This is a genomic window from Corynebacterium sp. HMSC055A01 (genome assembly GCF_001809405.1).
Lineage (GTDB): Bacteria > Actinomycetota > Actinomycetes > Mycobacteriales > Mycobacteriaceae > Corynebacterium > Corynebacterium hesseae.
On record NZ_KV797586.1, the window covers coordinates 52564 to 65431 of the forward strand.

At 56.9% G+C, this 12868-nt stretch carries 15 protein-coding genes and 2 tRNA genes; 9 read left to right on the top strand and 8 right to left on the bottom strand.

Annotated elements, in window-relative coordinates; all coding sequences use genetic code 11:
• Positions 1-2 precede the first annotated feature (2 nt).
• The 4 genes from HMPREF2604_RS07710 to HMPREF2604_RS07725 all read left to right on the top strand — a co-directional run bounded on the left by HMPREF2604_RS07710 (position 3) and on the right by HMPREF2604_RS07725 (position 2202).
• A complete protein-coding gene (locus HMPREF2604_RS07710; RefSeq protein WP_070564593.1) occupies positions 3-413 on the top strand; it encodes a hypothetical protein in 411 nt (136 codons plus the stop codon).
• Complete coding sequence (locus HMPREF2604_RS07715) at positions 403-822, top strand: hypothetical protein (RefSeq protein ID WP_070564595.1); 420 nt, start codon at positions 403-405, stop codon at positions 820-822. The genes HMPREF2604_RS07710 and HMPREF2604_RS07715 overlap by 11 nt, the downstream gene beginning before the upstream one ends.
• Positions 823-1278: 456 nt before the next feature.
• Positions 1279-1740 carry a hypothetical protein gene (locus HMPREF2604_RS07720; RefSeq protein WP_070564597.1) on the top strand — a complete coding sequence of 154 codons (462 nt, stop codon included), beginning with the start codon at positions 1279-1281 and terminating at the stop codon, positions 1738-1740.
• A 15-nt stretch (positions 1741-1755) separates the two neighbouring features.
• A complete protein-coding gene (locus tag HMPREF2604_RS07725; protein WP_070564603.1) occupies positions 1756-2202 on the top strand; it encodes a hypothetical protein in 447 nt (148 codons plus the stop codon).
• A 97-nt stretch (positions 2203-2299) separates the two neighbouring features.
• On the opposite strand, the gene HMPREF2604_RS07730 is transcribed toward HMPREF2604_RS07725, so the two are convergent.
• A tRNA-Gly gene (locus HMPREF2604_RS07730) sits at positions 2300-2374 on the bottom strand.
• Positions 2375-2576: 202 nt separating this feature from the next.
• On the opposite strand from HMPREF2604_RS07730, the gene HMPREF2604_RS07735 reads away from it, so the two are divergent.
• From HMPREF2604_RS07735 to tig, 3 genes are all read left to right on the top strand, one after another.
• Complete coding sequence (locus HMPREF2604_RS07735; protein ID WP_070564606.1) at positions 2577-3380, top strand: hypothetical protein; 804 nt, start codon at positions 2577-2579, stop codon at positions 3378-3380.
• A gap of 137 nt (positions 3381-3517) precedes the next feature.
• A tRNA-Pro gene (locus tag HMPREF2604_RS07740) sits at positions 3518-3591 on the top strand.
• Between the two features lie 73 nt (positions 3592-3664).
• Positions 3665-5020: a trigger factor gene (tig, locus tag HMPREF2604_RS07745; protein ID WP_070564609.1), complete on the top strand. Its 1356-nt coding sequence runs from the start codon at positions 3665-3667 to the stop codon at positions 5018-5020.
• 173 nt (positions 5021-5193) lie between these two features.
• Here tig and HMPREF2604_RS07750 read toward each other — a convergent pair whose 3' ends face one another.
• The 6 genes from HMPREF2604_RS07750 to HMPREF2604_RS07775 form a co-directional block, all read right to left on the bottom strand.
• Positions 5194-5775, bottom strand: coding sequence for an NADPH-dependent FMN reductase (locus HMPREF2604_RS07750; protein WP_070564612.1), 582 nt, complete (start codon positions 5773-5775; stop codon positions 5194-5196).
• Between the two features lie 39 nt (positions 5776-5814).
• Positions 5815-6090, bottom strand: a complete 276-nt coding sequence (locus HMPREF2604_RS07755; RefSeq protein WP_070564615.1) for a hypothetical protein — start codon at positions 6088-6090, stop codon at positions 5815-5817.
• Positions 6071-7096 carry a class 1b ribonucleoside-diphosphate reductase subunit beta gene (gene nrdF / locus HMPREF2604_RS07760; protein WP_023020918.1) on the bottom strand — a complete coding sequence of 342 codons (1026 nt, stop codon included), beginning with the start codon at positions 7094-7096 and terminating at the stop codon, positions 6071-6073. Before nrdF ends, HMPREF2604_RS07755 begins: the two co-directional genes overlap by 20 nt.
• A 51-nt stretch (positions 7097-7147) precedes the next feature.
• The gene (gene nrdE, locus HMPREF2604_RS07765; RefSeq protein WP_070564618.1) at positions 7148-9343 is read right to left on the bottom strand and encodes a class 1b ribonucleoside-diphosphate reductase subunit alpha; all 2196 of its coding nucleotides are present in this window, start codon (positions 9341-9343) and stop codon (positions 7148-7150) included.
• A 50-nt stretch (positions 9344-9393) separates the two neighbouring features.
• On the bottom strand, positions 9394-9861 hold the full coding sequence (gene nrdI / locus HMPREF2604_RS07770) for a class Ib ribonucleoside-diphosphate reductase assembly flavoprotein NrdI (protein WP_070564621.1): 468 nt from the start codon (positions 9859-9861) through the stop codon (positions 9394-9396).
• Positions 9862-9976: 115 nt separating this feature from the next.
• On the bottom strand, positions 9977-10657 hold the full coding sequence (locus tag HMPREF2604_RS07775) for a metal-dependent transcriptional regulator (protein ID WP_010190918.1): 681 nt from the start codon (positions 10655-10657) through the stop codon (positions 9977-9979).
• A 138-nt stretch (positions 10658-10795) separates the two neighbouring features.
• Here HMPREF2604_RS07775 and HMPREF2604_RS07780 point away from each other — a divergent pair, with 138 nt between their 5' ends.
• Positions 10796-11395 carry an ATP-dependent Clp protease proteolytic subunit gene (locus HMPREF2604_RS07780; RefSeq protein ID WP_010190917.1) on the top strand — a complete coding sequence of 200 codons (600 nt, stop codon included), beginning with the start codon at positions 10796-10798 and terminating at the stop codon, positions 11393-11395.
• A gap of 21 nt (positions 11396-11416) precedes the next feature.
• Positions 11417-12040, top strand: a complete 624-nt coding sequence (locus HMPREF2604_RS07785) for an ATP-dependent Clp protease proteolytic subunit (RefSeq protein WP_070447792.1) — start codon at positions 11417-11419, stop codon at positions 12038-12040.
• 53 nt (positions 12041-12093) lie between these two features.
• Here the strand turns inward: HMPREF2604_RS07785 and fabG are convergent, their stop codons facing one another.
• Positions 12094-12864: a 3-oxoacyl-ACP reductase FabG gene (fabG, locus tag HMPREF2604_RS07790; RefSeq protein WP_070519458.1), complete on the bottom strand. Its 771-nt coding sequence runs from the start codon at positions 12862-12864 to the stop codon at positions 12094-12096.
• Positions 12865-12868: the final 4 nt, after the last annotated feature.

Here is a 12868-nt window from a genome sequence, read left to right on the forward strand (position 1 = left end):
CCGTGACCCGCACCCTACGTCTTATTATCGCCGCGCTAGCGTTTCAGGAGGCCTCACGCGGCCTCGACTACCTCTTCGGTGACAGCAGGCCCGGTACCGGCGTCTTCGAGATAGACAGTATTGGCCCAGCCTTCGCCTGGGGGCTGGCTTGTATCCTCGCTGCTCTCATCATCACCGCAGGTTTGGTGGCACGCCGGGATAACGTCGTCCGCTCAGGGGCGATGCTGTCAGCCGCTATCTACATCGCCTTCGCCCTCATGGTGGTGGACAACGTGTATGCGGACGACACGATAGACGACTGGCGCTATTTGACGTTGTATCTCAGTGCCGCTTTTATCTGGGGAGTCATCGCCTGGGCACTCACCGTCCGCATGGCAGTCGCGAAAAACCGGAGGGAGCATAGTGCAGATTGACGAAATACTCACGTTCCTGTCCGGCTCCAAGAACCCTTTGGGGTTCTTCCTCTCCATCGCTATCATCCTCGCCGTCGTCTCTGGTTTGTTCTCCAAGGCGGCGGAGAACTATGGCGGCATCATAGGCGCAGCCTCCAAGGCGCTCACCCGCCACAAGCAGGCTGCAATCGCGGCGGATGAGGCGAGCGTTGCGCGGCGCCTCGACCGGATGGAGGAGACGATTCAGAGCTTGGACGAGGAGGTGGGGGAGCTACGCGCCAAGGACAAAAGCCACCATGAGTACCAGCTTTATGTGGCCGGGTACTGGCGCAAGCTCCAGTTCTGGGCCGTGGAGCGTGATATTATCCTGCCGCCGCCGCCGATGATGACGTACCCGGAGTGGAAGCTTTCAACGAGCACCGGCGATTAGGCCTTGTGAAAGTCTTTGAAGTTTTGACCCTCATCCCACAGCTGGGTGGGGGTCCTTTTCTGCGTTTAGGGCATTAAAAAATCCCCGCTGACGCGGGGAATAAGAGCAATCTGCATGATGATTGAACATCAGCAACGGCTCACCCCTGCTAACGCAGGGAAAATTGAGCTGCAGTGCAATGTATTGAACATCGACAGCTGCTCACCCCCGCCGAGGCGGGGAAGGTTCGAGCTTTCCTGAATGCCTGAGCATCAGCAACGGCTCACCCCCGCTAATGCGGGGAACACCACTGAGCCTAAAGCATCTTCTTCCACTGCGCAACGGCAGACTGCTGACGCCCCGTCGCCTGTGCTACCCCCGTTTATTACCCACGATATTAGTACGCATTGCATATTATTACGCGGTGCGTCATAATGGGTATGTAAGCAAGAAACGCCACAAACAAAGGAACCCACCATGGCACGCCAGATGCGCACCCACGAAGTCCACTACATCACCAACGACTACCGCGTAGTCACCCAAACCGGATTCGTTAATGGTAAGCGCGTCTACGAAATCGCAGTGGTCAGCCGCAACACCGGACGTGAAGAATTCCGCAACGTTGAATCCGTCGAGAAAGCCATCACGCTCTGCGACAAGCGACAGGTCGAACTCGAAAAGCTGCGCGCCGAACTCGCCACCAAGCGCGAAACCGAAGCCAAGCAAGAAGTAAAAGAGACGGCAGAGCGCAACGAAGCTGAAGCACGCGGCCCACTTGCCACCGACCGTCAGGTTGACTACATCATGAGCCTTCTCTCCCAGCACGGTGGCCAGAACACAACCTGGTTCAGCCAAGGCCCGACCACCCTCGAAGAAGTTGCCCGCATGACCCGCCGTGACGCATCCACCTACATCTCCGCCCTCAAAGGCGACAACTAGAAAGGACCCCGAATCATGCAAATCATTAGCCCCGACACCCTCAACCACATCGGTATGAAAATCATCCTCATCGGCATGGCCACCAAGACCGTCAGAGCCGAGCGCACGACCGGGAACCGGGTTGCTCTCGAATCCGCCCGTAAGGGCTTGGCCGCGTCGGAAGATGACTACGAAAAGGCCATGGGAGAGCTTGCTCCTGACCAGCGCGCCTGGGTGGAAACCCTGTTTGCGAAGCCGCTTGAAATGGCGCGAGCCGGGAAAGATGGGTACAACGAAGCCGTGTACATGGCCCAAATCAAATGGGCAGATGACCAGGTGCGCGAGCTAGAGACGATTACCGCAGAGCTGAAAGATGCTCGCTCTGAGTGGGTGCAGGATGCCATGTCATACGATGTGAGCGCCTACCAAGTAGCGAAAATGTGCGGGCGTACCCCATCGACGGTGCAGCGCTGGGTAAGGTGAGCGGCTAGCTACCTTGTCAGCTACCACGGCTACTGGTACAGGCCGGTACAAAAATAGCCCCACCCTCTGTTTGCGCAGGTGGTGGGGCTATTTTTCTTGGAGGGAATGACGGGAATCGAACCCGCGTCTTCAGCTTGGAAGGCTGAGGTATTAGCCACTATACGACATTCCCACAACCGGTAATCTTCAACTTTCAAGGCCTTGACTTTGAAAGTCTCAACGTTGAAAGCCGTTGTATCGGCGTGCGAACTACTTTAGCGCACGTGGGCGCTGAAACGAAAATGGGAACTAGAAAGGGGTAAAAGGCGTTACTTTGGGTAGGTACATAATTACGACAACACACAATTCGACTCTGAGATGAAAGTGGTGCTTTCGTGAGCTCGTTATTGCTCCTCATCCTCGTCGTTGGCGGCGGCGCTTGGTTTCTGTCCTCGCGAAACGGGAAGAAGCAGCAAGAGCTGCGAGAATCCCAACGTTTTGATGATGCGATGGCGGATGCCCGCCGGTGGACCGAGCGTCTCGGTGGTCAGGTGATGAATATCAGCGGCACGGATACCGCCTCCCAGCAGGCTATGGCGGATGCTTCCGAGCGCTTTACCGCCGCTAACTCGGCAATCTCCCAGGCCACCACGGTCAAGCAGGCGCACCTAGCGCGCGAATCTGCATTGGAGGGTCTCTACTATGTTGCGGCGGCCCGTGAAATTATGGGTATGGACCCGGGTCCAGAGCTGCCGCCGTTGGAAGGCCAGCGCCAGGCCGGCAAGGTGACGGAGACCCGCACGGTGGAGGCCAACGGGGAGACCCTGACAGCGTCGCCAAGCGCATCCGCAGAAACCCCCAACTACTACCCGGGTGGTGTCGTAGCAGGGCGCCCGGTCCCGGCCGGCTGGTACTCGCGCCCGTGGTGGGCTGACGCGTTGACCACCGGCGTGTGGATGGTGGGATACTCCATGATGTTCAACGCCATGTTCGCCGGCATGGCGGGAGTGGGCTACTCCGCCGCAGCCGCTGAAAGCGGCGACTGGGGCGGAGACATGGGCGGCGCCGAGGGTATGGACGGCGGCGCCATGGATGGTGCCGGTGACGCCGGGGGAGGCGAGGAGGGCGGCTTTTTCGACGGCCTGTTTGGTGGCGACGGGGGCGATGGCGGAATGTTTGATTTCGACTTCGACTTCTAGCGCTAAAGCTGCCCCTGACGTGGGGAAACAAAGTTTAATTGGGGCCGGTGTTGGGATAGTCAAGCAGCTATCGGTACACTAGCCCCAGTATGAAGCGCAGCTGCGTTCGGAGCTTCCGGGCGCAGAGGCTTTCCATACGGGGCGTGGCGCAGCTTGGTAGCGCACCTGCTTTGGGAGCAGGGGGTCGCAGGTTCAAATCCTGTCGCCCCGACGTATGGGGGCCTGGACACGCATCCAGGCCCCTTCATTACATTTTTAGACGATCACAATCAGGAGAGTTTCTCGTGAAGACCACCGTAGACAAGCTGAGCGATACCCGCGTCAAGCTCACCGTCAACGTTCCGTTCGCTGAGTTGGACAAGGAAATCGCTCAGGCCTACGCGGCGATCGCGCAGCAGGTTTCCATCCCGGGCTTCCGTAAGGGCAAGGCTCCGCGCCAGCTTATCGACGCCCGCTTTGGTCGTGGCCCCATCCTCGAGCAGGTAGTCAACGACATGCTGCCGTCCCGCTACGAGCAGGCTGTTACCGAAAACGATCTCAAGGTCATTGGTCAGCCGGAGATCGACATTGCCAAGCTGGAGGACAACGACTTCGTCGAGTTCACCGCTGAGGTAGATATCCGCCCTGAGTTCGAGGTGCCGGACTTCTCCAAGATTTCCGTTAAGGTGCCGGCACTGGAGACCTCCGAAGAGGACGTCGACAAGGCGCTCGAGGACCTGGCTTCCCGCTTCGGTGAGCTCAAGGACACCAAGCGCAAGATGAAGACCGGTGACTACGCCATCATCGACATCACCACCGAGGTTGACGGAACCAAGCTGGATGAGGCTTCCCACGAGGGTATGACCTACCGCATCGGCGACGACAACCTGATCAAGGGGCTCGACACCGCTCTGCGCGGCATGAAGACCGACGAGGACAACGAGTTCACCACCACTATCCAGTCCGGCGAGCACGAGGGCGACGAGGCCACCGTGAAGGTCCACGTCCAGCAGACCAAGGAGCGCAAGCTGCCGGATCTCGACGACGAGTTCGCACAGATGGCTTCCGAGTTCGACACCATCGACGAGCTGCGCGAGGACACCAAGTCCCGCGTTGAGGAGACCAAGAAGTCCGAGCAGGCTGCCGCCATCCGCGATGAGGTCCTCAAGGCTGCGCTTGCCGACGTTGACTTTGAGCTCCCCGCCTCCGTGGTGGACGAGCAGGTCCACGCTCAGCTGCACCAGGTCATGGGTCAGTTGGCTCACGACGAGAAGGCGCTGGCACAGCTGCTTGAGGCACAGGGCACGACCCGCGAGGAGTTCGATGCTGATGCTCGCAAGTCTGCCGAGGAATCCGTCCGCACCCAGCTCTTCCTGGACGCACTCGCCGAAGTCGAGGAGCCGGAGGTGTCCCAGCAGGAGCTGACCGACCACATCCTCTTCACCGCGCAGTCCTACGGCATGGACCCGAACCAGTTCATCCAGCAGCTGCAGTCCAGCAACCAGCTGGGCAACCTGTTCTCTGACGTTCGCCGCGGCAAGGCCCTGGCTATGGCTATCTGCCGTGCAGAGGTCACCGACGAGGCTGGCAACAAGGTTGATGTTGACCAGTACTTCGGCGAGATCGACGAGGACGAGGCTGAGGCTTCCGAGGAGAAGTAATCTCCCGCTTGTAATGTGCCGCTGCCACATGTGTGGTGGCGAGCGCGCGTGAAACCCCGGATTCAGGTAACTCAAGGATGAGCCTGAATCCGGGGTTTGTGTCAGTGTGAACGCCCTCTAGGAGTCTTTGAGTACTTCGTAGAGGGCGTGATGGGTGTTGGCTGGGGATACCGCTAGCCGTTTGTGGCTCTAAAGGCCTTGTCGGTTAGCTGCAGGAAGCGCATAACGTAATCCCTGACAAAGTCTGCGGTGCGTTCATTGAGATGTCCGGACTCTTCGAAAAGGGTGGGGGATTGACCCAGAAATACTTCGGGCTGACCCGGAAGCGGCATATCGAAGTAGGACAGGGCGAGGCGAAGGTTCTTCTGTGAACTGTAGCCGCCCATGCGGCCTACAGAGTGGCTAATGATACCTGCGGGAAGGTTCTTCCACGCCACAGCTGAGTTGGGCTTAGAGCCGATGTCCACTGCGTTTTTGAGGCAGGCGGGGATAGTGCGGTTGTTCTCTGGCGTAATGAAGAGGATCCCGCTCGAGTTCTTGATGGTCTCGCGAAAGGTGGTGTACTCAGCCGGAGTGGGCTTGTCCGTGACGGCGGGGTCATCGTAGTCGAAGTCATAGAGCGGCAAGTCACGGATTTCCACGATGTTTGCCTCGTAGTCTTCAGGGATCATCGTGAGCACCTCGTGTGCAATCTTGCGTGCAAATGACTCTCGGCGCAGGCTGCCGACGATAACGCTGATACGTGGGGTGGTCATGGTAAACCTTCTTTCTTAGTTGGGTGTAGGGAGACGTGGTCAAGGGAGAAAAGGCTTGCAGCCAAAGGCCGGTGGTGGGCCGGCAGCGTGGGCGGCGGTGAGGAAGCCATCTACTTTGTCTCCTTCTTCATGGCGGAAGTACAGTTCGATGAGCCCTAGAAGACCCCCGAGGACGGCCTCTCGTGCGGCGGATGTATTCAACAGCCGCATGGCTGCGGGTTGGTTTCCTTCGCGGATGGCTTCAAACAGCGCAATGGTCTCAAGCCAGCTTCCTTGGTCCGGTCGCGGAAAAGGTTTAGAAATCCCAGTCATCATCACTCGTTTCTTCAGCAGTACCAATGACATAGGAGGAACCAGATCCGGAGAAGAAGTCATGGTTCTCATCTGCTCCGGGGGCTAGGGCCGCGAGGATTTCTGGGTTCACTTCCGTTTCTTCGGGCGGGAAATAGTCCGGGTAGCCCAAATTCATGAGTGCCTTATTGGCGTTATAGCGAACGAACACGGCTACATCATCCATGAGTCCCAAAGGCTCATATAGCTCGCCGGAATAGTCCAGCTCTAGTGCATAAAGCTCTTCGAGCAAAGAAATGGTGAAATCATGCATTTCCTTCTGCCGTAGCGGGGTCGTGGATTCCAAACCGCGCTGATACTTGTAGCCCGAGTAGTAGCCGTGCACTGCCTTGTCACGCAGAATGAGGCGAATCATGTCTGCCGTATTTGTCAGGGTGGCGTGGACAGAAAAGTGCAAGGGAAGATAGAAACCCGCGTAGAGAAGCAATGAGGAAAGCAGCGTCGATGACACCTTGCGTTTGAGTGGATCCGGCCCAAAATAGTGCGCGAGCACTTTCTTGGCGCGTGCCTGGAGAAGGTCGTTATTCACCGCCCAGCGGTATGCTTCATCAATTTCCTTTGTACTGCTCAGGGTAGAAAACACTGAAGAGTATGAACGGGCATGGACTGACTGCATGAAGGCGATGTTGGTATACACGGCCTCCTCGTGTTCGGTGCGGGCATCTTGAATCTGACAGATTTCTCCCACAGTGGCCTGGACAGTATCCAGGGTGGTGAGTCCCGTGAACACCCGCATGGTGAGGTTGCGTTCCTCGGGCGTCATCTTCTGCCACGCCGGGAGATCATTAGAAAGCGGGACCTTCTCTGGCAACCAAAAATTGGCGGTGAGACGGTTCCACACTTCAAGATCCTTGTCATCGCTCACCCGGTTCCAATTGATGGCGCGGATGCGGGCTGAAGGATCATGCCGGTAGCTCGGCGGGGTAACTGAAATGCTGGTTAGTTCAGCACTGTTCGATGTTGAAGACATAGCTTCCTTCTTTCTGAGTGAATGGTTGTAGACAAGGGGAGGACCGTGTTCCTACAGAGCACAGGAAACGCAGCCTTCGACCTCGGTTCCCTGGAGTGCAGGTTGGCGTAAACGGATGTAGTACAAGGTCTTGATTCCGGCTTTCCAGGCATAGATTTGTGCCTTGTTGATGTCCCGCGTGGTGGTATCAGCGGTGAAGAACAAAGTCAGGGAAAGCCCTTGGTCCACGTGTTGGGTGGCCATAGCGTAGGTGTCGATGATTTTTTCGTACCCCACGGTGTAGGAGTCATCGAAATACTCCAAGTTGTCGTTGGTCATTTCCGGTGCGGGGTAGTACACGCGCCCCAAGCGGCCTTCCTTGCGTATTTCAATCTTGGAGGCAATCGGGTGTATGGACGCGGTGGAGTCATTGATGTAGGAAATTGATCCAGTGGGTGGAACTGCCTGCAAGTAGGCGTTGTAGATGCCGTCTTGCATCACTTGGTTCTTGAGGCGTAGCCAATCCTCGCGTTGAGGAATCTGCACGCCAGCCTCATGGAATAGCTGTTTTACGTGGTCAGTGGCCGGCGCCCAGTCTTGGTCGATGTACTTGTCGAAGTAGACGCCAGTGGCATAGGTGGATTCTTCAAAGCCAGTGAATCGTTGACCTTTCTCAACCGCGAGTGCATGGGATGCACGGAGCGCATGATAGGTCACGGTCAGGAAATAGATATTTGTAAAGTCCAGTGCTTCGGCGCAGCCATAAGGAATACGCTTGGAAGCCAGGAAACCGTGGAGATTCATTTGACCCAACCCGATGGCATGCATGGATGCATTACCGTGAGCGATGGAAGGAACAGCTTCGATATTTGTTAGGTCTGAGACCTTCGTGAGAGCGCGCACCGCGGTTTCAACAGTTTCCCCAAAGTCCGGTGATTCAAAAGCTTTAGCGATGTTGAGCGACCCTAGATTGCAGGAAATGTCCTGGCCAACGGTGGTGTAGTTACCTGAGGCGCCGTAGGTGGATGGCGTATTGACCTGGAGGATTTCACTACACAGATTGGACATATTGATATGTCCTTTGAGGGGATTAGCGCGGTTGACCGTATCCTCAAAGAGGATGTAGGGGTATCCGGATTCAAACTGAAGCTCAGCCAGCGTGGTGAAAAACTCGCGGGCCTTAATGGTCGTGTGAGAAATTCGCGGATTGGCAACCAACTCGTCGTAGTACTCGGTGATGGACATGTCAGACATGGCTACGCCGTACTCGCGAGTGATGTCATACGGGCTAAAAAGATGCATATCTTTGTTCTCTTTGGCCAGACGGAAGGTTATATCTGGAATAACAACCCCCAGCGAAAGAGTCTTGATGCGGACTTTCTCATCGGCATTTTCCCGCTTGGTATCCAGGAAGCGAAGAATATCTGGATGGTGCGCATGCAGGTAGACGGCTCCAGCGCCCTGCCGGGCGCCCAATTGGTTGGCATAGCTGAAGCTATCTTCGAGAATTTTCATGACTGGGACTACTCCGGAAGCCTGGTTCTCAATCTTTTTGATCGGGGCTCCGGATTCGCGCAGATTGCTCAGCAACAAGGCCACTCCACCACCGCGCTTTGATAGTTGCAGTGCAGAGTTCACGCTGCGGCCAATGCTCTCCAGATTGTCTTCGATTCGCAGGAGGAAGCAGGAGACCATTTCGCCGCGCTGGGCTTTGCCTGCGTTGAGAAAAGTAGGGGTGGCGGGCTGGAAGCGTCCGGTCATGATGTCATCCACCAGCTTTTCTGCGAGCTCTTCGTCGCCCTGTGCAAGGTATAAAGCTGTGGTGGCGACACGTTCTTCGTAGCCTTCTAGGAATCGGGAGCCATCAAAGGTTTTCAGTGCATATGAAGTAAAGAACTTAAATGCGCCGAGGAAGGTGCGGAACTGGTGCTTAGCTTGATGTGCTCTGTCGTACATGGCGCACAGAAAGGCGTCATCATAAAGCTCAAGGAAATCCCGCTCGTAGTACTCGTTATCAACCAACCATTCCAAGCGTTGCTTGGTGGAATCGAACTGATGCATGCGGGGAGCGACATGGTGCGTGACATAGTCTTGTGCTGCCTGAATGTCCTTGTCAAACTGGATTTTTCCAGAAGCGTCGAACAAGTTCAGCTGCGCGTTGAGTGCGTGGTAGCTTTTGCGCTTGCCGACACCGCCGGCATTGTCTGCTGAAGCAGTGCGGGGCGTAGCGCCAATAGTCTGTGTGGGGGTGGCATCAAGAGGCCACATTGTGTTGTCCAATCTGTGTGATGCGGATGTGTTCTTCATCTTGTGGGGGATTAATGGGGTGTCATCGTTAGCTGCTTTTGCTGCTCCCAAAACTTTTGAAGGCCCTGCTTTACGGCGGCGATGTCCTTCTGGGGGCCGAGAAGCTCGAAGTGATACAGCTCCGGTACGTGGCACTTGGCGGAAATGATGCGTCCGGCGACGCAGTAAGCACTTCCGAAGTTGGTATTCCCTGAGGTAATAACGCCCCGGATAAAGGAGCGGTTGATTGGGTCATTGAGGAAGTCGATGACCTGTTTGGGGACTGCGCGTTTGAGCGAGCCTCCGCCGTAGGTGGGAACGATGAGTACGTACGGGTGTGAAACCTGGATCATCCCGGTTTTCTTGGGGCGCAGTGGAATGCGCACCGCGGGTCTATCTAAGCGTTCGACGAATCTTTTTGTGTTTTCTGAAACGCTAGAAAAATACACCAAATCTGGTGAGTCTGACATAGCAATCCTGCTCATCCTGGCCTTAGCCATAAGTGGGATAGGTGATATTCGAAAAGACTAACTACGCAATGGCGTAGTTGCAACTACGGCCCAACGTAGTTTTGAAAAGGGCAGGTGAGAGTAGGATTAATGCAAAGGGGAAGGTCTAACGGCTGTGGTGTGCTACAAACACTGCGTCGGTAGCTGGGCGTCCAAGCACTACCCACTGAGTGCTGCCGGCCACCTGTATTTCGAGAGAATCTGAAAAGGGCGCTCCCTCGCGCGTGCTAAGAACAGCCCCTGTGACAATGCCGCGCTCTTCAAGGAACTTCAGCAGTTGTGGGTCGGAATCAGAAATGCGTTCCACGGTCACTTGCGGTTGCGCACCGCTGTCGGTGAGACGGTGCGCACTGGGGATTGTGATCTGTCCATCAACCGTAGGGATAGGATCGCCGTGCGGATCCCTAGTGGGGTAATTAAGGAACTTATCTACACGTTCTATGAGCATGTCGGACACCGCGTGTTCGAGATTTTCGGCTTCATTATGGACTTCGTCCCACGTGTAGTCCAATGCTTGAACCAAAAAAGACTCAAGCAATCGGTGGCGGCGCACCATGACCAATGCGTACTGCCTGCCAAGTTCGGTTAACTCCACAGAGCCATAGGGCGTGTGTGACACGAGCCCTTGCTTCGACATTTTGCGCACTGCATCGGAAACCGAGGAGAGCTTGAGTCCCAACTGTTTCGCTATAAGTGTGGCGGTAACGGGCTCGGACGACCATTCCTTTAGCCCCCAGATTGCTTTCAAATAGTTCTGGGTACTGGTGGATAGCTCGGAAACAGACATGAGCAAATGTTAACCCAGCTTCCGTATGCGCCTTTGGTGCTGCGCCCCAACGCTCATAGCGAACAGAGGCCAAGTTTGAGAGGAATGCCGGTAAGGTGGGGCCAGTTAAAGCATTCTTCACTTGAAGGAGAACCATTCATGTCTGAGAAGATTTCAATGAACTCGTCGTCTACGGGTATGAATCTGAGCGATAGCGTGTATGAGCGCCTGCTGCGCGAGCGCATTATCTTCCTGGGAACCCAGGTGGATGATGAGATTGCCAACAAACTGTGCGCCCAGATCCTCCTGCTGTCTGCAGAGGACCCCACGCGCGATATTTCGCTTTATATCAACTCGCCGGGTGGCTCCGTTACCGCGGGCATGGCAATCTACGACACGATGAAGTACTCGCCGTGCGATGTGGCTACCTATGGCATGGGCCTGGCTGCTTCGATGGGCCAGTTCCTCCTGTCTGGTGGCACCAAGGGCAAGCGCTACGCGCTGCCGCACGCCCGCATCATGATGCACCAGCCTTCCGCTGGTGTGGGTGGTACCGCTGCAGATATCGCCATCCAGGCTGAGCAGTTCGCGCAGACCAAGCGTGAGATGGCTGAGCTGATTGCTGAGCACACTGGCCAGACCTTCGAGCAAATCACCAAGGATTCGGACCGCGACCGCTGGTTCACCGCCCAGCAGGCCAAGGAATACGGCATCGTCGACCACGTCATTGAGTCCGTTAACGGTCCTATCACCAACTAGGGAACAAGGAGCTTTATCACCATGTCTAATCTTCAGATGCCTTCTTCCCGCTACGTTCTGCCGGAGTTCATTGAGCAGAACGCACAGGGATCCAAGACCACCAACCCGTATTCCAAGCTCTTCGAAGAGCGCATCATCTTCCTGGGCACCCAGGTCGATGACACCTCCGCCAACGACATCATGGCGCAGCTGCTGGTCCTGGAGTCCCAGGATCCGGACCGCGACATCACGATGTATATCAACTCCCCGGGTGGCTCCTTCACCGCGCTGATGGCCATCTACGACACCATGCGCTATGTGCGTCCGGACGTGCAGACCGTCTGCCTGGGCCAGGCTGCTTCCGCTGCGGCTGTTCTGCTGGCCGCCGGTGCCCCGGGCAAGCGCGCCGCTCTGCCGAACTCTCGCGTGCTGATTCACCAGCCGCGTACGCAGGGCACGCAGGGCCAGGTCTCTGACCTTGAGATCGAGGCCAACGAGATCGAGCGCATGCGCCGCCTCATGGAGGAGACCTTGGCCGAGCACACCGGCCGCACCGCAGAGCAGGTGCGCATCGATACCGACCGCGACAAGATCCTTACCGCGCAGGAAGCCGTCGAATACGGTCTCATCGATACCGTCTTTGATTACCGCAAGCTCAACGCTTAACTGAGCAGAATTAAAGCCCCGCTATCCGAAAGGAAGCGGGGCTTTAGTCGCGCTTAGGCCTCGTAGGGCGGCAGGATGGCTTCGGGGGACTCGGGAAGGATCTGGCCGCCGTCGATAATGAGGGTCTGGCCGGTGATGTAGCCTGCCTCGCGGGAAGCGAGGAAGGCCGCCGCGTTGCCGATATCGCGCGGGGAACCTAAGCGGTGCATGGGGACGGAGCGCGCCATCTGGTCGAGGTACTCCTGGCCCTGGCCTTCAAGGCCTTCGGTGAGGATATTGCCTGGCAGCACTCCATTGATGGTGATGCCATCGCGCGCCACCTCCAGTGCCGCAGAGCGCATGAAGCCCTGTTGTGCGGCCTTCGACGCGCCGTAGTGCGCCCAGCCCGGGTAGCCGGTGTGCGAGCCGGTGATAGACGTCGTGATGACGATGCGCCCGTAGCCCGCCTTCTTCATGTAAGGCAGCGCTTCCTGCACCACGGTGAAGGTACCGTGCGTGTTGATGGCGAACATGGTGTCCCACTGCTCGTCGCTCATGTCCTCGAGCGGGCAGTTGGGAAAGACACCGGCGTTGGAACAGACAATGTCGATGCGGCCATAGCGCTTGACGACGTCCCTATAAAGGGTGCGGACGGAGTCGCGCGAGGTGACGTCGACAAGCAGGGCGTCCGCGCCGAGTTCTTCGGCGGTTTTGTGTGCGGCTTCTTCGTTGAGGTCAGCGATGATGACGGTCGCGCCGGCCTCGCGCAGGGCGCTGACGATACCGCGGCCGATGCCGGCGGCACCTCCTGTGACGATGGCAACCTGGTCCTGAAGATCGAACATGTGA